This window comes from Blastococcus jejuensis, assembly GCF_039534705.1.
Lineage (GTDB): Bacteria > Actinomycetota > Actinomycetes > Mycobacteriales > Geodermatophilaceae > Blastococcus_B > Blastococcus_B jejuensis.
In genome coordinates, this window is sequence record NZ_BAAAVV010000007.1 from 143,153 (window position 1) to 165,515 (window position 22,363).

General features: G+C 72.1%; 17 protein-coding genes. 5 read left to right on the plus strand and 12 right to left on the minus strand.

Translation table 11 applies throughout. From position 1 onward, the window contains the following. Positions 1-68: 68 nt before the first annotated feature. The 3 genes from ABD644_RS15655 to ABD644_RS15665 form a co-directional block, all read right to left on the minus strand. Positions 69-1,034 (minus strand): electron transfer flavoprotein subunit alpha/FixB family protein, encoded by a 966-nt coding sequence (locus ABD644_RS15655; protein WP_344689882.1) that lies wholly within the window; start codon positions 1,032-1,034, stop codon positions 69-71. A gap of 34 nt (positions 1,035-1,068) precedes the next feature. Beyond that, the gene (locus ABD644_RS15660; RefSeq protein WP_344689883.1) at positions 1,069-1,848 is read right to left on the minus strand and encodes an electron transfer flavoprotein subunit beta/FixA family protein; all 780 of its coding nucleotides are present in this window, start codon (positions 1,846-1,848) and stop codon (positions 1,069-1,071) included. 129 nt (positions 1,849-1,977) lie between these two features. Further along, positions 1,978-2,139: an RGCVC family protein gene (locus tag ABD644_RS15665; protein ID WP_344689884.1), complete on the minus strand. Its 162-nt coding sequence runs from the start codon at positions 2,137-2,139 to the stop codon at positions 1,978-1,980. A gap of 206 nt (positions 2,140-2,345) precedes the next feature. On the opposite strand from ABD644_RS15665, the gene ABD644_RS15670 reads away from it, so the two are divergent. Beyond that, positions 2,346-4,640, plus strand: coding sequence for a protein kinase domain-containing protein (locus tag ABD644_RS15670; RefSeq protein ID WP_344689885.1), 2,295 nt, complete (start codon positions 2,346-2,348; stop codon positions 4,638-4,640). A gap of 10 nt (positions 4,641-4,650) precedes the next feature. On the opposite strand, the gene ABD644_RS15675 is transcribed toward ABD644_RS15670, so the two are convergent. The 6 genes from ABD644_RS15675 to ABD644_RS15700 all read right to left on the minus strand — a co-directional run bounded on the left by ABD644_RS15675 (position 4,651) and on the right by ABD644_RS15700 (position 10,474). Next, a complete protein-coding gene (locus tag ABD644_RS15675; RefSeq protein ID WP_344689886.1) occupies positions 4,651-5,742 on the minus strand; it encodes an ABC transporter ATP-binding protein in 1,092 nt (363 codons plus the stop codon). Then, entirely contained in the window at positions 5,739-6,617 is an 879-nt protein-coding gene (locus ABD644_RS15680) for an ABC transporter permease (RefSeq protein ID WP_344689887.1), read from the minus strand. Before ABD644_RS15680 ends, ABD644_RS15675 begins: the two co-directional genes overlap by 4 nt. Further along, a complete protein-coding gene (locus tag ABD644_RS15685) occupies positions 6,614-7,462 on the minus strand; it encodes an ABC transporter permease (RefSeq protein WP_344689888.1) in 849 nt (282 codons plus the stop codon). The genes ABD644_RS15680 and ABD644_RS15685 overlap by 4 nt, the downstream gene beginning before the upstream one ends. A 59-nt stretch (positions 7,463-7,521) precedes the next feature. Further along, on the minus strand, positions 7,522-8,682 hold the full coding sequence (locus tag ABD644_RS15690; RefSeq protein ID WP_344689889.1) for an ABC transporter substrate-binding protein: 1,161 nt from the start codon (positions 8,680-8,682) through the stop codon (positions 7,522-7,524). 127 nt (positions 8,683-8,809) lie between these two features. Next, positions 8,810-9,595: an enoyl-CoA hydratase/isomerase family protein gene (locus ABD644_RS15695; RefSeq protein ID WP_344689890.1), complete on the minus strand. Its 786-nt coding sequence runs from the start codon at positions 9,593-9,595 to the stop codon at positions 8,810-8,812. Between the two features lie 72 nt (positions 9,596-9,667). Further along, positions 9,668-10,474 (minus strand): ABC transporter ATP-binding protein, encoded by an 807-nt coding sequence (locus ABD644_RS15700; protein ID WP_344689891.1) that lies wholly within the window; start codon positions 10,472-10,474, stop codon positions 9,668-9,670. Positions 10,475-10,535: 61 nt separating this feature from the next. Between ABD644_RS15700 and glgX the strand changes: the two genes are divergently transcribed. Further along, positions 10,536-12,701: a glycogen debranching protein GlgX gene (glgX, locus tag ABD644_RS15705; RefSeq protein WP_344689892.1), complete on the plus strand. Its 2,166-nt coding sequence runs from the start codon at positions 10,536-10,538 to the stop codon at positions 12,699-12,701. Here the strand turns inward: glgX and ABD644_RS15710 are convergent. The 3 genes from ABD644_RS15710 to glgP all read right to left on the minus strand — a co-directional run bounded on the left by ABD644_RS15710 (position 12,698) and on the right by glgP (position 16,933). Then, on the minus strand, positions 12,698-13,237 hold the full coding sequence (locus ABD644_RS15710) for a hypothetical protein (RefSeq protein WP_344689893.1): 540 nt from the start codon (positions 13,235-13,237) through the stop codon (positions 12,698-12,700). The two genes, glgX and ABD644_RS15710, sit on opposite strands and share 4 nt — an antisense overlap. Positions 13,238-13,298: 61 nt before the next feature. Then, on the minus strand, positions 13,299-14,261 hold the full coding sequence (locus tag ABD644_RS15715) for an FHA domain-containing protein (RefSeq protein WP_344689894.1): 963 nt from the start codon (positions 14,259-14,261) through the stop codon (positions 13,299-13,301). A 122-nt stretch (positions 14,262-14,383) separates the two neighbouring features. Further along, positions 14,384-16,933 (minus strand): alpha-glucan family phosphorylase, encoded by a 2,550-nt coding sequence (gene glgP / locus ABD644_RS15720; protein WP_344689895.1) that lies wholly within the window; start codon positions 16,931-16,933, stop codon positions 14,384-14,386. Positions 16,934-17,070: 137 nt separating this feature from the next. On the opposite strand from glgP, the gene ABD644_RS15725 reads away from it, so the two are divergent. Genes ABD644_RS15725 through ABD644_RS15735 form a run of 3 tightly spaced genes read left to right on the plus strand, consistent with a single transcriptional unit; the run spans position 17,071 to position 22,352 of the window. Beyond that, positions 17,071-19,113, plus strand: a complete 2,043-nt coding sequence (locus ABD644_RS15725) for an alpha-1,4-glucan--maltose-1-phosphate maltosyltransferase (RefSeq protein WP_344689896.1) — start codon at positions 17,071-17,073, stop codon at positions 19,111-19,113. A gap of 42 nt (positions 19,114-19,155) precedes the next feature. Next, positions 19,156-20,982: a maltose alpha-D-glucosyltransferase gene (treS, locus tag ABD644_RS15730; protein WP_344689897.1), complete on the plus strand. Its 1,827-nt coding sequence runs from the start codon at positions 19,156-19,158 to the stop codon at positions 20,980-20,982. Then, positions 20,979-22,352, plus strand: a complete 1,374-nt coding sequence (locus tag ABD644_RS15735) for a maltokinase N-terminal cap-like domain-containing protein (RefSeq protein ID WP_344689898.1) — start codon at positions 20,979-20,981, stop codon at positions 22,350-22,352. Before treS ends, ABD644_RS15735 begins: the two co-directional genes overlap by 4 nt. The last annotated feature ends 11 nt before the right edge of the window (positions 22,353-22,363 follow it).

The following is a 22,363-nucleotide window of genomic DNA, read 5'->3' on the forward strand; positions in this document are numbered from 1 at the left end:
ACGGTCCTCCAACGCACGTCGAGCGCCGACCCTTCCGGGCCGGCGCTCGACAGTAGTGCGGTGCGGTGTCAGCCTTTTCGGGCGGTGATCTGCTCGGTCGCCTGCGGGACGACGGTGTTCAGGTCACCGACGACGCCGAAGTCGGCCAGCTCGAAGATCGGGGCCTCGGGGTCCTTGTTGATGGCCACGATGGTCTTCGAGGTCTGCATGCCGGCGCGGTGCTGGATCGCGCCCGAGATGCCGACCGCGACGTAGAGCTGCGGCGACACGGTCTTGCCGGTCTGCCCGACCTGGAAGGTGTGCGGGTAGAAGCCGGAGTCGACCGCGGCCCGGGAGGCACCGACGGCGGCACCCAGGGAGTCGGCCAGGCCCTCGATGATCGAGAAGTTCTCGGCCGACGCGACACCGCGCCCACCGGAGACCACGATCGAGGCCTCGGTCAGCTCGGGGCGGTTGGACTTCTGCTCCACGACCCGGTCGACGACCTTGACCTGCTTGGCCGCATCGGAGATCGCGACCTCGACCGGCTGCTCGGTGCCCGCCGCCGGGGCCGGCTCGGGGGTGACCGAGTTACCGCGCAGGGTGTAGATCGGCGTGCCGGTCGTGACCTTCGAGTGCACGATCGTCTGACCGGCGAACGCGACCTGGGTCGCGGTGCCGTCGGCGGCGATCTCGGTGACGTCGGTGAGGAAGCCCGAGTTCGTCTTGATCGCCAGGCGGCCGGCGATCTCCTTGCCCTCCGGGGAGGACGGGATGACGACGGCGGCCGGCGACTTCTCCTCGACCAGCTTCGCGAGCACCTCGGCCTTGGGCGCGACGAGGTAGTCGTCGACGTCGGGCGACTCGGCGACGTAGACCGTCGCCGCGCCGTACTCGGCCAGGGCGTCCTTGACGCCGGCCGCGGTGCCCGGGGCGCCGAGGACGACGGCCGAGGGTTCGCCGAGCGCGCGCGCCGCGGTGAGGGCTTCCAGGGTGGTCTTGCGGACGCCGCCGCCGGCCGGGTTGAGCTCGGCCAGGACCAGGACCTCTGCCATGACTGCTTCTCCTCTACTGGTTCCGGGACCGGGCTCAGACGATCTTCTGGCTGACGAGGTACTCGACGAACTTCTGGGCGCCGTCGCCCTCGTCGGTGACCTTGACGCCCTCGCCCTTGGGCGGGCGGCCGGCGAAGTCGAGGACCTGCGTGGTCGCGTTGGCCAGGCCCACCGACGACGCGTCGACGCCGATGTCGGCCAGCGACTTGGTCTCGACCGGCTTCTTCTTCGCGGCCATGATCCCCTTGAACGAGGGGTAGCGCGGCTCGTTGATCGTGTCCCAGGTCGACACGATCGCCGGCAGCGAGGCCTCCAGGGCCCAGTAGCCGCCGTCGGTCTGCCGCTCCACCTTGGCGGTGCCGCCCTCGACGGTGAGCTTGCGGGCGCCCGACAGCTGCGGGATGCCCAGCCGCTCCGAGAGCAGCGCCGGCATCACCGACACCTGCCCGTCGGTGGACTCGGCACCGCAGAGGATCAGGTCGTACTCCAGTTGCTGCAGGGCCGCGGCGAGCACGGCGCTGGTCTGCACGGCGCAGGACCCGTGGATGGCCTCGTCGACGACGTGCACGGCCTTGTCCGCGCCCATCGACAGCGCCTTGCGGATCGCGTCGGTGGCCGAGTCGGGGCCGACCGTCAGGACGGTGACCTCCCCGCCCTGCGCGTCGCGCACGGTCAGGGCCTCCTCGATGGCGTACTCGTCCATCTCGTTGATGACGTTGTCGGCCGAGGCGCGGGCGACGGTGTTGTCCGCCGGGTCCAGCTTGCGCTCGGTGCCCGAGTCGGGGACCTGCTTGACAAGAACGACGATGTTCATCGCGCTGACCTTCCTCAGGACGCGTTCAGGACGCGGACATGGGTCCGCCTGGCTCCGATCATGGATGTTACTGGCTGGTAACGCCGGGCCGCCCCCGGGAGGGTCGGTGACGCCGGTCACGCAGCAGAGCTACGCCGGGCAGACACAGCCCCGCGTGATCGCCGCCGCCCGGGTCGCGGCGCAGAAGCGCAGCGAGATGGCGTCGTGGGCGCGGAGCGCGTGGGGGCACATCTCGCAGGCCCCCTCGACGGCGGGGACGGGGAGGACGGGAGTTGCGGTGGGAGTGGTCATGGGACGACCTGACTGAGCCGGAGCTACCGGCACGCTGAAGGCGTGCTCCCGGCCCGGCACCGGCAGCGGGGCCGGCGCGCGACGTGAACCAGAACATCCCCGACGCTACGCCTGCCCCCCGCGGACGGAGTCCTTTACCGCGCCACCCGCGCGCTCCTACGCTGCGCCCTCGGGGGCCGGTCCGGCCCACCGAGGGGGCGCATGGCATGACCGCGCGACAGTTCGGGCACTACGAGCTCGAAGCCCTGATCGGTGTCGGCGGCATGGGCGAGGTCTGGCGCGCCACGGACACGCGTCGCGACCGCGTCGTCGCGCTCAAGCTCCTGCCCGAGGCGCTGGGCAACGACAAGGACTTCATCAACCGGTTCCGGCGGGAGTCGCACGTGGCTGCCCGGCTCCGCGAACCGCACGTCGTCCCGATCCACGACTACGGAGAGATCGACGGGCGCCTCTACATCGACATGCGTCTGGTCGACGGCCGCGACCTCGGCGACCTGCTGAAGGACGGCCCGATCCGGCCGGCCCGCGCGGTGGCGATGCTCTCCCAGGTCGCCGACGCCCTCGAGGCGGCGCACGCCGACGGCCTGGTCCACCGCGACATCAAGCCGTCCAACGTCCTCGTCACCGCCAACGACTTCGTCTACGTCGTCGACTTCGGCATCGCCCGCTCCATGGGCAGCACCCGGACGTCGCTCACGATGACCGGGGCGACGGTGGGCACGCTCGACTACATGGCCCCGGAGCGGTTCACCAACCAGCCCCTCGACGGGCGGGTGGACGTCTACTCGCTGGCCTGCGTCCTGGCCGAGTGCCTCACAGCCACCCGTCCGTTCCCGGGAGAGGACCTGGCGTCCCTGCTGTACGCCCACCTCTACACCGACCCGCCACGGCCGAGCCGCATGGTCGAGGGGATCCCGCCGGCGCTCGACGAGGTCGTCAGCCGGGGCATGGCCAAACGGCCCGAGGACCGCTACGCCACGCCGTGCGATCTCATCACCGCGGCACGGGAAGCGCTGGAACTCACCCCGGCGGACGTGCCCACCCCGCGCAGCCCGACCACGGGGGCGGCCCCCCTGCCCGCCGTGCCGGTGGCGGGGGCCGGCGCGCCGGCGGTCGGCGATCAGCGGCCGATGCCCGCGCCGGTCGAGCTCGGGCTGCGGACCCAGGACGGCGCCCACCGCTCGATCGACCCCCTACCGGCGCCGCACCTCCCGGCGACCCCCTGGGGACCGGGCGGACCCGGTGGGCCGGGCGGACCGGGCGGACCGGGTGGGCCGGGTGGGCCTGACGGGCCGTCGGGCCCGGGGTGGAACGGCGCACCGGGCTGGTCCGGCGGGGCGGTGCCGCCGCCCGGGCCGCCGGGCACCGGATCGGGGCGGTCGGGGCGGGGCCGCCGGCTGGCGCTGGCCGGTGCGCTCGTGCTCGTCCTGGTCGCCGCGGTGGTCACCTACCTGCTCTGGCCGGACGGCTCGGACTCGGTGGCGACCGACTCCTCGCCCGGGACGACCGCCGAGAGCAGCGCGCCGGGGACAGGGCGACCGTTGCCCTCCGGCGGCGCCGCACCGGCCGAGGTGGCGGAGAGCATCGCCGTCCCGACGATCTTCGGGGAACCGGTCCCGGTGAACCCGACGCCGGGGTTCATGGCCATCGCGCCCAACGGCCGGTACGGCTACATCGCCAACCGGGACGAGGGCATCGTCACCGTCCTCGACACGACCAGCAACGCGGTGACCGCGACCATCCCGATCCCGGCCGGTCCCCCGCAGTTCATCACGTTCTCGCCCGACGGCCGGACCGCGTACGTGACCATCTACAACGCCGACTACACGTACAACGCCGTCGCGTTCGTCGAGACGAGTTCCAACACGGTGACCGCCACGGTCCCGGTGGGTTTGCGCCCGTTCGCGCCGACGACCTCCCCCGACGGCGCTCTGCTCTACGTCCCGCTGCACAACGAGGGCAGGGTGGAGGTCCTCGACACGGCCACGGCCGAGGAGGTCGACTCCTACGAGGTGGTCGCGAACCCGCACTGGATCGCCGTCAACGCCGACGGCACCGTGGGATACACGGCCAACCACGAATCCGGCGTCGTCTCCGTCCTCGATCTCACCGACGGCGGTTCGGTGATCACCACCATCCCGACGGGCCTCGCGCCGCACAGCATCGAGGTCTCCCCCGACGGGACCCGGGTGTCGGTGGTCAACTTCGAGAGCAGCACCGCCTCGGTCATCGACACGGCGACCAACACCGTCGTCGCCACGATCCCGGTGGGCCTCAAGCCCCAGGACCTCACCTACGCCCCCGACGGCCGGCACTTCTACACGGCCAACGTCGACGGCGACACCGTCTCGGTGATCGACACGACGACGAACCAGGTGACGGCCACCATCCCGACCGGGGACGGTCCGACCAGCGTCTCGGTGACGCCCGACGGGCGACGGGCCTACGTGACCAACCTCAACGACGGGACGGTCCGCATCCTCGACATCGCGGCGGTGTGACCCGGGGCGGTCAGGTCTCGGCCGGGGCGACCAGCACGGGTCGCTCGGCGGGTGCGACCGTGACCGCCGTGCCCGGGGTGAGGTCCGCGCTGGCCGCGCTGGCCACGTCGACCCGGACCTCGATGTCGTCGGGGAGCGCGATGGCCAGCCGGGTGACGGCGCCGGAGAACGTGCGGGTGATGACGCGGCCGCTGCCCTGCGGATCGGCGTGCGCGAGCAGTGCCTCGGGGCGGACGAGAGCGACCACGGCACCGTGCTCGGGTGCCGAGCCGGTGACCGGACGGCGGGTGCCGAGGAGCTCCACCTCCCGCCCGGTCATGGTCGCGGGGATCCGGTTCATCGTGCCGACGAACTCCGCGACGAACGCCGTGGCCGGCCGCTCGTAGAGCTCGTCGGGGCTCGCGACCTGCTCCAGCCGGCCCTCGCGCATGACGCCCACCCGGTCGGCGACCGAGAGCGCCTCGGCCTGGTCGTGGGTGACGAAGACGGTGGTGATGCCGAGCTCGAGCTGGATCCGCCGGATCTCCTCGCGCAGCTGCACCCGCACCCGGGCGTCGAGGGCCGACAGCGGCTCGTCGAGCAGCAGCACCTGCGGGGCCACGGCCAGCGCACGGGCCAGCGCCACCCGCTGCTGCTGCCCGCCGGAGAGCTGATGGGGGTAGCGATCCCCGCGGTCGGCCAGCCCGACCAGCTCCAGCAGTTCCCGGGCCCGACCGCTCCGCTCGGCCCGGCCGCGCCGGCGCACCCGGAGCCCGAAGGCCACGTTGTCGGCGACGGTCAGGTTCGGGAACAGGCTGTAGGCCTGGAAGACCATGCCCATGTCGCGCTTGTTCGCCGGGGTGCCGGTGATGTCGCGCCCGTCGAGCAGCACCCGCCCCTCGTCGGGGCGGTCGAACCCGGCGATCGCCCGCAGCGCCGTCGTCTTGCCGCAGCCCGACGGTCCGAGCAGCGCGAGGAACTCCCCGCCGGAGATGTCGAGGTCCAGCCGGTCGAGCGCGACGACCGAGCCGTAGCGGCGGGTCAGCTGCTCCAGGCGGATGGGCACGCCCGGCCGCTCGCGCAGCTCGTCCGGGCCGGTGGACCGGGCGGACACGGCAGTCATGAGCTCTCCTTCGCGCCCCGCTGGCGGTCCAGCGCGGAGATCATCAGCAGCAGCACCCAGGTCACCAGCAGCGAGAGCACCGAGACGGCGACCGACAGCTGCGGCTGCGAGCCCCCGATCCGGAGGATCCACGTCGGGAACGTCTCGAAGCCCAGGATGTTGGCGACGGTGAACTCCCCCAGCACGAGCGCGACGGTGATGAACGAGGCGTTGAGCACCGACGTCCGCAGCACCGGCAGGACCACCGAGACCAGGACCCGCGGCCACGATGCCCCGAGGTTGCGCGCGGCCTCGCTCAGCGTTCGCAGGTCGGCGCCGCGCACACCGGCGTCCAGCGCCCGGTACACGAACGGCAGCGCCAGGACCACGTAGACGAAGACCAGGATCCACGGCAGGGCGGGCTCCTGGAGCGCGAAGAAGACCTCGGCCAGCGGGGTGTTGAGGAAGTAGTCCGGCGCCCACGACAGCACGCTGCGCACGCCGACGACCAGGGCGATCGGGGGCAGCACGAGCGGCATGAGGGTGAGCAGCTCGACCGTCGTCCGCAGGCGTGGCAGGCGGAGGTTCACCAGCACGACCGTCGGGACCATGAGCAGCAGCGCCAGGACGACGGTCAGCCCGGCCAGGGCGAGCGACCGGGTGAGGGACTCCGCGAAGCCCTCGGCGCCGGGTATCTCCGCGTAGGTCTCCAGCGAGACGCCGTCGCGCTCGCGCACGGTGAACCACACCGACGCGGCGATCGGGACGAGGAAGTACACGCCGAGAACGGCGAGGACGGCGTACCGCCAGGCACCCGCACCCCGGCGCCCCGGGCGGACCGGGGTCTCGGGGGCGACCCCGCCGGCGCCGGCCACGCTCTCCGCGAGCGCGGTCACGCCAGCCACCGCTGGGTCCGGCGCTGCACCCACGCGTAGAAGATCATCACCAGGCCGATGAGCAGCACCATGCCCAGCGCCAGGGCCTTGCCGAGGTTCTCCGACCCGATCACCACGTTGCTCGACAGCGCATCGGCGATCTGCAGGGTGACCAGCGGGACACTGCTGCCGACGAGCGCACGGGCCGTGGCGTAGGCGGCGAACGCCGAGGCGAACAGCAGCATCGTCGCGCCGATCACCGGCGGGGCGAGCACGGGGCCGCCCACGTGCCGCCAGTACTGCCAGCCGGTGGCACCGAGGTTGTCCGCGGCCTCCCGCCACTGCGGCCGCAACGCCTCCAGCGCCGGGACGATCGTCAGCACCATGAGCGGGATCAGGAAGTACAGGTAGACCACCGCCAGCCCCGCCATCGAGTACAGCGAGAACCCACCGAGGCCGAGGCCGAGAGTCTCGGTCAGCAGGGCGGTGACGACGCCCTGGCCGCCGATCGTCGCGATGAAGGCGAACGCCAGGGGGATGCCGCCGAAGTTGGCCAGCACCCCGGAGGCGGTGAGGACGAGCCGGCGCAACAGCCTGCCGCGCTTCGCGCGGAGGATCGCGACGGCCAGGGCGAGTCCGAGGACGGCACCGAGGAGGGCGGTGATCGCCGAGAGCTGGAGGCTGCCGAGGTAGGCCCGCCGGTAGGCGCCCTCGGTGACCGCCACGATCGAGTCGGTGGACCAGCTCTCCTCGAACGTGACCGGGTCGGTCGCACGGAACGCCTCGACCGCCAGCACGCCGATCGGCAGCAGCAGGAACACCGTGACGTAGAGGAAGAACGGCAACGCGCCGAGCACGGTGAGCACGGCGGCGCGCCGGCCCCTCCGGCGAGGGGCCGGCGCGCCCGTGCGCTCGGCTGCCGTGCTCAGCCGGAGATCTCCGCGTTCCAGCGTTCCGCCACCACCTGCTGCGCGGCGGTCTCCTGCTCCTGGGTCGGGAACTCGGCGGTGCCCTCCACCGGCGGCAGCGCCGACAGCGACTCCTCGTCGGCCGTACCCGCCTCCTGCATCGACGGCAGGCGGACCGGCCGGGCCCCGCCCGCGAGCCAGATGTTCTGGCCCTCGTCGCTGTAGAGGAACTCCTGCCAGAGCCGCGCCGCGGCCGGGTGGGGGGCGAACGCGCTGATGGCCTGGCTGTAGTAGCCGCCGAAGAGACCGTCGCTGGGCACGTTGACCTGCCATTCGACGCCCTGCTCGGCGAGGGTGTCGGTGAGGCCGGCGTTGAGGTAGTCCCAGTCGATCGCCAGCGGCGTCTCACCGCTCTGGATCGTGGCCGGGGTGATCTCGACCGGGTTGAAGTTGCCGATCTCCTTCACCTGGGCGAAGAAGTCGATGCCCGGGCCGATGTCGTCGAGGTCGCCCCCGTTGGCCAGCGACGCCGCCCACACGCCGGCGAACGCGGCCGCGGCCTGCGTCGGGTTGCCGTTGAGCGCGACCTGGCCGGCGTACTGCGGGTCGAGCAGGGCCTCGAAGCTGGTGGGGCACTCGGCGATCACCGAGGCGTTGCAGCCGATGGAGATGTAGCCGCCGTAGTCGTTGTACCAGTAGCCGTCGGGGTCCTTCTGGCCCTCGGGGATCTCCTCCCAGGTCTCGACCTGGTAGGGCGCGAGCAGGTCCTGGGCCTGGGCCTGGCGGGCGAACGCCGTGCCGAGGTCGAGGACGTCGGGGGCCCGGTCCTGGCCGCGCTGGCTGGTCACGGCGTTGAGCTCGTCCTGGCTGGAACCGTCGGGGCTGGCGCTGTTGATCTCGATGTCGTACTTCTCGCTGAAGGTCTCGAGCATCTCGCCGTAGTTGGCCCAGTCCGGGGGCAGCGCGATGACGTTGAGGACGCCTTCCTCCTGCGCGGCCTCGATCAGCGCGTCCATGCCGCCGAAGTCCTCCGCCGACGTGGCAGTGGCGGCGTCGGAACCACCACCGCCGTCACCGCCCCCGTTCCCGTCGCCGGACCCGCAGGCGGTCAGGGTGATCCCGGCCGTGACGACCGCGAGCGCGGTCCGCAGGGTGCCCGTCCTCAGGGTGGGTCGCACGTGTCCTCCAGGTGTGATGCCGCGCCGCGCCAGTGCCCCGTCGACGCTGGGCGGACGGCTCCGCGATTCTGTCGGAACCGCGCCGTCGCGGGGCGGTTCGGTGCACGAACGTGTGACGACCGTTACCTCACCGGCCGGTGAACTCCGCCTTGCCGGGTCCGCTCTCCAGGAAGGACCGCATGCCGGTCTTCTGGTCCTCGGTGTCGAAGAGCTCGGCGAACAGCCGGCTCTCCAGCTCCAGCCCCTGCTGCAGCGGCAGGTCCAGGCCGTCGTCGATGGCGCGCTTGGCCGCGGCCAGCGCCAGCGGGGGGCCGGCGGCGAACTTGCGGGCCATCGCCATCGCGGTGTCGTAGACCTCGGCGTCGGGGACGACGGCGTCGGCGAGCCCGATCTCGAGGGCCTCCTCGGCGCCGACGTGCCGGCCGGTGAAGACCAGGTCCTTCGCTTTCGCGGGGCCGACGAGCCGGGCCAGCCGCTGCGTGCCGCCCGCGCCCGGGATGACCCCCAGCAGGATCTCCGGCTGGCCGATCTTCGCCCCGGCACCCAGCACCCGGAAGTCGGCGCAGAGTGCCAGCTCGTAGCCGCCGCCGAGGGCGTAGCCGGTCACCGCCGCGATCACCGGCTTCGGGATGCGGGCCACCTCGGTGAAGGAATGGGTCAGCTCCCGGCCCCACGCCACCATGGCGGTGCCGTCGAGCTGGGACATCGCCTTGATGTCGGCGCCGGCGGCGAACACCCGCTCGCCCCCGTAGATCACGACGGCGCGCACGTCGGCGTTGCGGCCGGCCTCGAGGGCCGCGGCCCGCACCTCCCGGTGCAGCTGCTCGTCGATCGCGTTCATCTTCGGGCGGTCGAGGCGGATGGTGCCCACCCCGTCCTCGACCTGCAGGGTCACGAACTCCGGCTCTCCCATGGACCGCACCCTAAGGCCCCGTCCGGAGGCTCGCCGCGAGCCTGCGAGTGGTGAGGGGGACGGGGTCCTGCTTCAGGACGCTCGGCGGGCGGTGAAGCGGCCGTCGGTGCGGGTGAGCGCGAGCTTCACGCCGAAGGTCTCCGAGAGCGCGTCGTCGGTGAGCACGTCGTCAGCGGGACCCGCAGCGACCACCTCGCCGGCCCGCAGCAGGAGCGCGTGGTCGTAGCCCTGCGGGATCTCCTCGACGTGGTGCGTGACCAGCACCTGGGCCGGGGCGTAGTGGTAGCGCGCCAGGTCGGACAGGCGCGTGACCAGGTCTTCCCGGCCACCGAGGTCGAGACCGGCACCGGGCTCGTCGAGCAGCAGCAGCTCCGGGTCGGGCATGAGCGCGCGGGCGATCTGCACCCGCTTGCGCTCGCCCTCGGACAGCGTGCCGAAGGGCCGGTTGGCGAACGCGGCCACACCCCACTGCTCCATGAGGATGCCGGCGCGGGTCAGGTCGTGGACGTCGTACTGCTCCCGCCACCGGCCGACGACGGCATACCCCGCGGAGACGACGATGTCGCCGGTCTTCTCGGCGGTCGGGATGCGCTGTGCCAGCGCCGCGCTGGTGATCCCGATGCGGGGACGCAGCTCGAAGACGTCGACCGCGCCGAGGGTCTCGCCGAGCAGCCGCACCTCACCGCGGGTCGGGTGCATGTGTGCGGAGGCCAGCGCGAGCAGCGTCGTCTTCCCGGCCCCGTTGGGGCCCAGGACCACCCAGCGCTGGTCGGCCTCGACGGCCCAGTCCACCCCGCGCAGGAGGTACGTCTCCCCCCGGACGACGTCGACCCCGGTCATCCTGACGACCGCCCCGTCGGAGGCGACTGCGCTCGACACGCCCCCATCCAACCAAGCCCGGCGCAGCGGCACCGGGTGCGGGCTTGACACGATGCGTGGTGTGACCTCGCACACGGTGCCCGATCGCCGCCCTCCCGATCGCCCCGCCGGTGTGCTGCTGCCGGGCACCCCCGCTCCGCTGGGCGCGCACTGGGACGGCTCGGGCACCAACTTCGCGGTCTGGTCCGCCGGCGCGCAGGCGGTCGACCTCTGCCTCTTCGACCCCGACGGCACCGAGCACCGGCACCGCATGGAAGAGACCACCCACCAGGTGTGGCACGGCCGGCTCGGCGGCGTCGGCCCGGGGCAGCGCTACGGCTACCGGGTGCACGGCCCCTACGACCCCCAGAACGGCCAGCGCTACAACCCCGCGAAGCTGCTGCTGGACCCCTACACCCGGGCGGTCGACGGCGGTCTGGCCCTGCACCCGTCGCTGTTCGGCTACTCCGACAGCGCGGTCGACACCCCGCTGGCCGATCCGCACGACTCCGCGCCGTACGTGCCGCGCGGGGTCGTGGTGCACGACCCGTTCCCCTGGGACGGCGACCGTCCGCGGCACACCTCGTGGTCGGACACCGTCATCTACGAGGTCCACGTGAAGGGCGCGACCGCCCGGCACCCCGACGTCCCGCCGGCGCTGCGCGGCACGTACGCGGGGCTCGCGCACCCGGCGTTCGTCGCGCACCTGCAGGCGCTGGGCGTGACCGCGGTCGAGCTCCTTCCCGTCCACCACTTCGTGTCCGAGCCGCACCTGCTGCGCCGGGGGCTGACGAACTACTGGGGCTACAACACCCTGGGCTACTTCGCGCCGCACGCCGGCTACAGCTCCGCGGGCAGCGGCGGCGGCCAGGTCACCGAGTTCAAGACCATGGTCAAGGAACTGCACGCGGCGGGCATCGAGGTGATCCTCGACGTCGTCTACAACCACACCGCCGAGGGCGACCACACCGGCCCGACCCTGTCGCTCAAGGGCATCGACAACGGCGGCTACTACCGCCTCGACGGCGGCAACCGGGCCCGGTACACCGACTACACCGGCTGCGGGAACACCCTCGACGTCCGCCGTCCGGCCGTGCTGGCGCTGCTCATGGACTCGCTGCGCTACTGGGTCACCGAGATGCACGTCGACGGCTTCCGCTTCGACCTCGCCTCGGCCCTGGCCCGCTCGATGCACGACGTCGACCGGCTGTCGGCCTTCTTCGACGTCGTCCACCAGGACCCGGTCGTCAGCCAGGTCAAGCTCATCGCCGAGCCGTGGGACGTCGGCGAGGGCGGCTACCAGGTGGGCAACTTCCCGCCCCCGTGGACGGAGTGGAACGGCAAGTACCGCGACACCGTCCGCGACGTCTGGGCCGGCGCGCACGTCGGCGTCCGCGACCTCGCCTACCGGCTCACCGGATCCTCGGACCTCTACCGCTCCGACGGCCGCCGGCCGTTCGCCAGCATCAACTTCGTGACCGCGCACGACGGGTTCACCCTGACCGACCTGGTCACCTACGAGCACAAGCGCAACGAGGCCAACGGCGAGGAGAACCGGGACGGCGAGAGCCACAACCGGAACTGGAACTGCGGCGTCGAGGGCCCCTCCGACGACCCGGAGGTGCGCGCGCTGCGGGCCCGGCAGGTGCGCAACCTGGTGACGACGCTGCTCGTGTCGACCGGGGTGCCGATGCTCACCGCCGGTGACGAGCTGGGCCGCACCCAACTCGGCAACAACAACGCCTACTGCCAGGACAACGAGATCTCCTGGATCGACTGGGACGCCGTCGACGAAGACCTCTTCGCCTTCGTGGCCCGGCTCGTGCGGCTGCGGCGGTCGGCGCCGGTGCTGCGCCAGGAGGCGTTCTTCGAGGGACACGAGATCGCCGGCTCCGGCGGCACCCGCGACCTCGCCTGGTTCGCCCCCGACGGTGGCCAGCTGACCACCGCCGACTGGTTCGACACCGGGCTGCAGACGCTGGGCATGTACCTCGACGGCCGCGGCATCCGGCACCGCGACGAGCACGGCCACCCCGTGGTCGACGACTGCTACCTGGTCCAGCTGCACGCGGGGCCAGAGCCGGTCACGGTGCAGCTGCCCGGGCCCCCGTGGGCCGACGGCTACGAGCTCGTCGTCTCCACCGAGTACCCGACCGGCGCGCCGCCGCGGATCACCGTGCTCGCGCCAGGGCCGGTCGACCTCCCCGGCCGCACCGTCTGGGTGCTGCGGGTGGTCCGGAGGCCCTAGCGGGCCGGGTAGGCCGCGACCAGGACGGTGAGTTCCCGGCCGTCGACCAGGACCTGCTCCGTCGGCAGCTGTGACTCGGCCGGGAGTCGGGCCCGATCGACGGCGAGGACGACGCGGTAGGCGTTGTAGTCGTCGGTGCAGCCGTCCCCCGGCACGTGGCGGCCCTCGGTGATCTCCACGGTGGCGCCCTCGAGATCGAAGTCGGCGGGCCAGCCGGGGCAAGCGCCGGACTGGCCGGACGAGTAGACGACCAGCACCTGATGCTCGAAGTCGACGTCGCCGAGGTCGCCGTACCGGCCGACGTCCCGCGGCTCCCCATCGCGCTCCGCCAGGCCGGTGGGGACCGCGTCCCCCCACGCTGCGCGGGCGGTGGCCTCGTCGTAGGCGACCTCGACGACGGCGAAGTAGGCGCCCATCGACTCGTCCGTCGACAGCGCGTCGCGCCAGCCCGCGGCCTTCGCGAGCACGACCGTCCCACCCGACGACCCGCCGTCCGTGCCGCAGCCGGCCAGCAGGACGACGAGGGCCGCAGCCACCCACTGAACGCCAGAGGCCCAGAACCTCGTGGATTCCGGGCCTCTGGCGTTCAGCGGGTGCTCAGTCCTGCGGCTGCTCGAAGGTGATGACGGTCCAGCCGAGGAGCAGGCGGTCGCCGTCGGAGAGCGGGTGGGCGACGCCGGGCTCGAGCTGGGTCCACTCGGTGGCCTCGGGGCCGGCGACGTGGGTGCCGTTGAGCGACCCCAGGTCGACCAGCGAGACCTCGCGGCCCGACCGCTGCAGGGCGGCGTGCGCCGAGGACAGCACGTTCTGGGTGTCGGCTATCGGCACCGCACGCGCCCCACCACTGGTGACCATCTCGTGGTTGTCGGGCCGGCGGCCGAGGACGAGGTCCTCGTCGACGGTGACGACCATCCCGTCGTCGAAGCGGAGGATCGGCGCCGCCGTCTGCTCGGGCCGCCAGAAGGCGGTCTGCTCACCCGACGCCGGCTCGGCGGGCTCCGCCTGCGGACGGGCGACGGACGCACCCGAACCGAAGCCCGCGTCGGACCCGGAGGTGAACGAGGCCGGGGCGGCGGTGGCCGGCGGGGCCGCGGCCACGGGGGCCGGTGCAGCGACCGACAGCAGCGCGCCGGAGCCCGGAACCGTGCCCTCGACGAGGTCGTACGCGACGCCCGGGGGCATCTGCGGCGCGGCCTGGCCGGGGCCCACGTAGACGGTCTGCCCCAGGGGGAAGCCCGAGGCGAGGGTGCCGCCGTCGACGGAGGACCCGGAGAGCGGGACGCCGTCGACCGCGGGCTGGCCCTTGCCGGCCCACACCGCGACCCCGGTACCGGAGTCGTCGGCGATCACCAGGGCGAACGACGCGCCCCCGTGGCCGAGCGATCCCACCTGGCCGGCGACGGCCGCGAGCACGCGGTCGGCCCCGGGGCCCGAGACGCCGAGGCAGGCGTGGAGGGCGGCGACGAGGGCCGGCGAGCCGGGCGCGTCGACCCACAGCAGACCACCGCCGCGGCGCGCGACGACAGAGTCTCCGGGGAGGACTTCACAGCGGTCGGGCATGGCCTACAGCCTAGTGATCTGCGGGCGTTCCGCGCGGTCCCCCGACGTCGCCACGCCGGGCCACGACCAGGTCACACGGGGTCGCTGAGGCCGGCGTGACGGACGAGTCACGTGCGGTGACCTCATGCGCTGGTCACCACACCGAGCTCGGCCGGATCGGCCAGGTGCGCCGAGTGCGGGAGCACGCGCACGGTGTAGCCGAACGCGCCGGTCCGCTCGAGCGGGACGGTGGCGGTGAACCAGTGCCGGGAGCCGTCGGTCTGCTCGTGCTTCATCGGCACCGTGGTGACGTCGTGCAGCCCGTCGGCGTCGTCGACGCGGCCGTAGGCGGCCTGCACCTCGACCTCCTCCGGTGCGAGACCGGGCAGCTCCACCTCGGCACGCAGGTCGAGCGTCGACCCGATCTGCGGGGTGTCGCTGCCACCGGTGGCCTCGACGTGCGCCACCCGGACGTCGTGCCAGTGCGAGAGCACGTGGGTCCGCCACGCCGCCTCGCCACGGGCCGGCGAGTAGCCGTCGGCGGCCATCGAGCGCGCCGAGCCGGCCGCCGGCACGTAGAGCGCCCGCGTGTAGTCGCGCACCATCCGCGTGGCCAGCACCTTCGGGCCGGTCTCGCGCAGCGTGTGCCGCACCATCTCCACCCAGCGCCCGGGGACGCCGTTGCGGTCGCGCTCGTAGAAGCGCGGCAGCACCTGGTTGCTGAGCAGGTCGTAGATGGCGCGGGCCTCGACCTCGTCGCGGCGGTCGTGGTCGGTGACGCCGTCGGCCGTCGGGATGGCCCAGCCGTTCTGGCCGTCGAACCACTCGTCCCACCAGCCGTCACGGATGGAGAGGTTCAGCCCCCCGTTGAGCGCGGCCTTCATGCCCGAGGTGCCACACGCCTCCAGCGGCCGCAGCGGGTTGTTCAGCCAGACGTCGCAGCCCCAGTAGAGGTAGCGGGCCATGCCGATGTCGTAACCGGGGAGGAACGCGATCCGGTGGCGGATCTCGGGGTCGTCGGCGAAGGCCACCATCTGCTGGATGAGCTTCTTGCCGCCGTCGTCGGCCGGGTGGCTCTTGCCGGCGATGACGAGCTGGATCGGCCGCTCGGGGTCGAGCAGCAGCGCCTTGAGGCGGTCCGGGTCGCGCAGCATCAGCGTCAGCCGCTTGTAGGACGGCACGCGGCGGGCGAACCCGATGGTGAGGACGTCGGGGTCGAACGCCGTCTCGGTCCAGCCGACCTCGGCCTCGGTGGCGCCCCGGCTGAGCGCGGTGTCGCGGATGCGCCGGCGCACCTCCTCGACCAGGCGGGTGCGCAGGGTCCGGCGGATGCTCCACAGATCGGACGCGGGGATCTTGTCCACGCCGTCGAAGTGCTCGACGTCCTCGCCGTCGTACCGGTCGCCCTGACTGGAGCTCTGGGTGCCCATCTCGACCAGCTCGCGGGCGGTCCACGTCGGGGCGTGCACGCCGTTGGTGATCGAGCCGATCGGCACGTCGCTCTCGTCGAAGCCGGGCCACAGGTCGCTGAACATGCCGCGGCTGACGTGCCCGTGCAGCTGGCTCACACCGTTGGCGCGCTGGCCCAGCCGCAGGCCCATGTGCGCCATGTTGAACTTGGTCGGGTCCTCCTCGGCGCCGAGCACGAGCAGGTCGTGCAGGGGCACGCCGAAGCCGGCGAAGTAGCGCTCGATGAGCGCCTTCGGGAAGCGGTCGATGCCCGCGGGCACCGGCGTGTGTGTGGTGAACACCGTGCCGGCACGGACGGCCTGCAGCGCCTCGGCGAAGGACAGCCCGTGGGCCTCGGTGAGCTCGCGGATGCGCTCCACGCCCTGGAAGCCGGCGTGGCCCTCGTTGGCGTGGAAGACCTCCGGCGCGGGGGTGGCGGTGCGCCCGCAGTAGGCCCGCAGGGCCCGGACGCCGCCGATGCCGAGCAGCATCTCCTGGCGCAGCCGGTGGTCCTCGTCGCCGCCGTAGAGCCGGTCGGTGACGACCCGCTCGGACGGCGCGTTCTCCTCGATGTCGCTGTCGAGCAGCAGCAGGGAGACCCGACCGACCTGGGCCCGCCACACGTGGGCGTGCAGCGTGCGGCCCTCGGGCAGCGGGACGGCGATGACCACCGCGGAGCCGTCGGGCTGGCGCAGCAGCTTCAGCGGCAGGCCGTGCGGGTCCATCGAGGGGTAGTGCTCGAGCTGCCAGCCGTCGGCCGACAGGCCCTGCGTGAAGTAGCCGGCCCGGTAGAGCAGCCCGACGCCGATCAGCGGCAGCCCGAGGTCCGAGGCGGCCTTGAGGTGGTCGCCGGCGAGGATGCCCAGGCCGCCGGAGTACTGCGGCAGCACCTCGGTGATCCCGAACTCGGCCGAGAAGTACGCGATGCTCGCCGGCGCCTCCGCGCCCAGCGACTGGTACCAGCGCGGCGTGCTGAGGTATTCCTCCAGGTCGTCGACGGCGTCCTGGAGGCGCCGCACGAACTTGCGGTCCTTGGCCAGGGCCGCCAGCCGCTCGGCCGAGACCTCACCCAGGACCTTGACCGGGTCGCCGCCGCAGCGCTGCCACAGGTCGGGGTCCAGGGTCTCGAAGAGGTCCCGGGTCTCGGCATGCCACGACCAGCGGAGGTTCATGACGAGCTGGGACAGGGGGGCGAGGGGCTCGGGGAGTGCCGCGCGAACGGTGAACCGGCGAAGTGCTTGCACCCGGACGAGAGTAACGATCTGGCAAACCCCCGCCAGGCGAGCGCCTCACTTCTCCCATCGGCCCCAAGGAGTGAGACGGACGGGGCAGGACGGGAGCCGAGGTGCCCGTGGGGCAGGACCTCGATAGCGTGATCGGGATGACTGGCCGCGCTGACCTCCGTCTCGGCATCACCGATGTCGCCCCCGTCGTGTCCTGCGGGTCGTTCTCGGCCCGTGCGGTGGTGGGCGAGCACGTGCCGATCACCGCCACCGTCTTCCGCGAGGGGCACGACGCGGTCGCCGCCAACGTTGTCTGGAGCCCGCCCACGGAGGCCGGCTCGGCCCCAGCGCGCACCGGCCCCGACGGCAGCCCAGGACCGCTGAACCGCATGGCGAAGCTGCCCCCGGAGCCCGACCGCTGGCTGGCCACGGTCGTGCCCGACCGCGAGGGCCGCTGGACGTTCCGCGTCGAGGCGTGGAGCGACCCGCTGGCCACCTGGCACCACGCCGTCGAGGTCAAGGTCGCCGCCGGCCAGGGGCCCGAGGACCTCGCCAACGACCTCGAGGAGGGCGCGCGCCTGCTCGACCGGGTCGCGGGCGAGGCCGATCCGGAGCACAAGGACGCCGTCCTCGCCGCCGCGGCAGCGCTCCGGGACACCTCGCTGGAACTGACCGCCCGCATCGCCCCCGCCTTCGCGGCGTCGCTGCAGGAGTACCTGCACGAGCACCCCGTGCGCGAACTGGTCACCCGCACGCCCGAGTACGAGGTCTGGGTCGACCGTCCCCGCGCCCTCTACGGCTCCTGGTACGAGTTCTTCCCGCGGTCGGAGGGCCCCGTCGTCGGCGGCATCGCGACCCACGGCACGTTCGCCCAGGCCGCCGAGCGGCTGCCGGCGATCGCCGACATGGCCTTCGACGTCGTCTACCTGCCGCCGATCCACCCGATCGGCAAGGTCAACCGCAAGGGGCCGAACAACACCCTGACGCCCGGCCCGGACGACGTCGGCTCGCCGTGGGCGATCGGCAGTGACGAGGGCGGGCACGACGCCGTCCACCCGCAGCTCGGCACGATGGAGGACTTCCGGGCCTTCGTCGCGCGCACCCGCGAGCTGGGCATGGAGGTGGCGCTGGACTTCGCGCTGCAGGCCGCGCCGGACCACCCGTGGGTGGCCAGCCATCCCGAGTGGTTCACCACCAAGCCCGACGGCACCATCGCCTACGCGGAGAACCCGCCGAAGAAGTACCAGGACATCTACCCGATCAACTTCGACAACGACCCCGAGGGCATCTACGCCGAGTGCCTCCGGGTGATCCGGGTCTGGATCGACGCCGGGGTGAAGATCTTCCGCGTCGACAACCCGCACACCAAGCCGCTGAACTTCTGGCACTGGCTGATCTGGGAGGTCAAGAAGACCGACCCCGACGTGCTGTTCCTCGCCGAGGCGTTCACGCGGCCGGCGATGATGCACCAGCTGGCCCGCATCGGGTACACGCAGTCCTACACGTACTTCACCTGGCGGACCGAGCGCGGCGAGCTCGAGGACTACGGCCGCGAGCTGGCCACCAACTGCCACTACATGCGGCCGAACTTCTTCGTGAACACCCCCGACATCCTCCACGAGTCGCTGCAGTTCGGCGGCCCGCCGATGTTCAAGATCCGCGCGGTGCTGGCCTCGATGATGAGCCCGACCTGGGGGGTCTACTCGGGGTTCGAGCTGTTCGAGCACGTCGCCGTCCGGCCGGGCAGCGAGGAGTACCTCGACAGCGAGAAGTACCAGCTGCGGCCGCGCGACTGGGCCGCCGCCGAGGCGTCGGGCCGCAGCCTCGCGCACTACCTGCGCCGGCTCAACGAGATCCGGCGGGCGCACCCCGCCCTGCAGCAGCTGCGCACGCTGCACTTCCACTCCGTCGACAACCCGAACCTGATCTGCTTCTCCAAGACCGACCCGGGGTCGCAGGACGCGGTGGTCGTCGTCGTCAACCTCTCCAGCCACAACACCCAGATCGGGACGACGGCGTTGGACATGCCGGCGCTCGGGCTCGACTGGCACGAGCGGTTCGCGGTCAGCGACGAGATCGGCGGTGGCCATTACGACTGGGGCCAGTTCAACTACCTCGAGCTCGACCCGTACCGGGAGCCCGCGCACGTGTTCTCGGTGAGCCTGCCCCGGCCGGTGCGCTTCCCGCCGCCGGTCTCCTGATCTCCTGCCCGCCCACCACACCCTCGAGGGCTGTCTGCACCGATGACCGTTCCCGTCCCCGACCAGCCCGCCCACCGCTCCGCGCTGCCCCCGCCGGGCACCGATCCGGAGTGGTACAAGCGCGCCGTCTTCTACGAGGTGCTCGTCCGCGGCTTCGCCGACAGCAACGCCGACGGCATCGGCGACCTGCGCGGCATGATCGACAAGCTCGACTACCTGCAGTGGCTCGGCGTCGACTGCCTCTGGCTGCCGCCGTTCTTCGCCTCCCCGCTGCGCGACGGCGGCTACGACGTCAGCGACTACACGGCAGTGCTGCCCGAGTTCGGCGACATCGAGGACTTCCACGAGTTCCTCGACGCGGCTCACTCGCGGGGCATGCGCGTGATCATCGACTTCGTCATGAACCACACCTCCGACCAGCACCCGTGGTTCCAGGCCAGTCGCAGTGATCCCGACGGCGAGTACGGCGACTTCTACGTCTGGGCCGACGACGACAGCGGCTACGCCGACGCGCGGATCATCTTCGTCGACACCGAGAGCTCGAACTGGACGTTCGACCCGGTGCGCAAGCAGTACTTCTGGCACCGCTTCTTCTCCCACCAGCCGGACCTCAACTTCGAGAACCCGAAGGTGCAGGAGGCCATCATCGATGCCCTGCGCTTCTGGCTGGACCTGGGCATCGACGGCTTCCGGCTCGACGCCGTCCCCTACCTCTTCGAGGAGGAGGGGACCAACTGCGAGAACCTCCCGAAGACCCACGAGTTCCTCAAGCACGTGCGCAAGGTGGTCGACGCCGACTACCCCGACACGGTGCTCCTCTGCGAGGCCAACCAGTGGCCGGCCGACGTCGTCGAGTACTTCGGTGAGAACGGCGACGAGTGCCAGATGGCCTTCCACTTCCCCGTGATGCCGCGCCTGTTCATGGCCGTGCGGCGGGAGCAGCGGTTCCCGATCTCGGAGATCATGGCCCAGACGCCGGAGATCCCCGACAACTGCCAGTGGGGCGTCTTCCTCCGCAACCACGACGAGCTGACCCTCGAGATGGTCACCGACGAGGAGCGCGACTACATGTGGGGGGAGTACGCGAAGGACCCCCGCATGAAGGCCAACATCGGCATCCGCCGGCGGCTGGCCCCGCTGCTGGACAACGACACCAACACCCTGGAGCTGTTCAACGCGCTGCTGCTCTCGCTGCCCGGCTCGCCGGTCCTCTACTACGGCGACGAGATCGGCATGGGCGACAACATCTGGCTCGGTGACCGCGACGGCGTCCGCACGCCGATGCAGTGGACCCCGGACCGCAACGGCGGGTTCTCCACCGCCGACCCGCAGCGGATGTACCTCCCGCTGAACCAGGACCCGGTCTACGGCTACCAGGTGACCAACGTCGAGTCCCAGCTGCGCAACACCAACTCGATGCTGCAGTGGATCCGCCGCATGATCCAGGTGCGCAACCAGCACCCGACCTTCGGCCTGGGCTCCTACGCCGAGGTGGGTTCCCGCAACCCGACGGTGCTGTCCTTCGTCCGGGAGTTCGGCGACGACGTCGTCCTGTGCGTCAACAACCTGTCCCGCTTCCCGCAGCCGGTGGAGCTGGACCTGCGCCAGTACGAGGGCTACACCCCGGTCGAGCTGACCGGGCGGGTGGAGTTCCCCCAGATCGGCGTCTTGCCCTACATGCTCACCCTCGCCGGGCACGGCTTCTACTGGTTCGAGCTGGCCAAGCCCAGCGAGGCGCCGGCCGACCACGAGGACTGGGAGGCCGCGACCTCCAGCGCCGTGGCCGACTCGCTGCTCGCGGCCGGGGTGGTCACCGCGACGGAGGAGATCCCGGGCGACAGCGACACCCGCGGGGAGGAGGACCGATGAGCACGCTCGGCGAGCTGTTCCGCGACTGGATGCCGCATCAGCGCTGGTTCGGCAGCAAGGGCCGGGAGTGGGCCGCCGTGACGGAGGACGGCTTCCTCCTCGACCGCGGCAACCCCGTGCTCTCCGTGCACCGGGTGCGCGTGGAGTACACCGACGGCGGCCGCGAGACCTACCTCGTCCCGCTGTCCTGGCGCGACCACCCGGCCGAGGAGCTCACCTCGGCGTTCGTCGGGGCCGTGCCCAACGACGGCCGGGAGACCTACGCCTACGACGCCATGCGCGACCGCGAGTCCACCGCGCCCTGGCTGATCCACCTGGTCAACGCCTCGACGATCGGTCCGATGCACTTCCACCCGGCCGGCGTCGCCTACATCCCCGAGGGGCTGCCCGGCGACATCGTCTCCGGGGAGCAGAGCAACACCTCGCTCATCTACGGCAACGAGGCGATCCTGAAGCTCTTCCGGCGGCTCGAGCCGGGGCTCAACCCCGACGTCGAGGTGCACGCCGCACTGCGGCGCACCGCGAACGAGCACATCGCGCCGCTGCTGGGGCACATCGAGATCGACGACCCCGCCGACCCGGACGCGCCGCCGGCCACGGTGGCGATGCTCCAGACGTTCGTGCCCAACGCCAGTGACGGGTGGCGACTGGCCACGGCCAGCGTGCGCGACCTCTACGCCGAGGGCGACCTGCACGCCGACGAGGTGGGCGGTGACTTCGCCGCCGACAGCGAGCGGCTGGGCGCGGCCACCGCCTCGGTGCACGCCGACATGGCGAAGGTCCTGCCGACCGAACCGGCCGACGCCGGCTGGTACGCGACCGTCGCGGGTCAGATGAACGAGCGGCTGGACGCCGCGATCGAGATCGTGCCCCAGCTGGCCGAGCACGCCGAGGGCATCCGCGCGCTCTACGCCTCGGTGGCGGCGAGCACCGAACCCGTCGTCCGCCAGCGCGTGCACGGCGACCTCCACCTGGGTCAGGTGCTGCGGACGGCGACCGGCTGGATCGTGCTGGACTTCGAGGGTGAGCCCGCCCGCCCGCTGGCGGCCCGACGCGAGCTGGACAGCCCGTTGCGCGACGTCGCCGGGATGCTCCGCAGCTTCGACTACGCGGCCCGCCACATGCTCGTCGAGCAGCCCGAGGACGCGCAGCGGGCCTACCGGGCCCAGGAGTGGGCCGAGCGGAACCGCGACGCGTTCTGCACCGGCTACTCCACCGCCAGCGGGCTCGACCCGTGTGGCGGATCACCACTCCTTCGGGCGTTCGAGGCGGACAAAGCGGTTTACGAGTGCGTCTACGAGGCACGGAACCGTCCGCACTGGCTGATGATCCCGCTCACCTCCCTGTCCCGGCTGACCGGTCGCGATTGACGCGCCGCCAC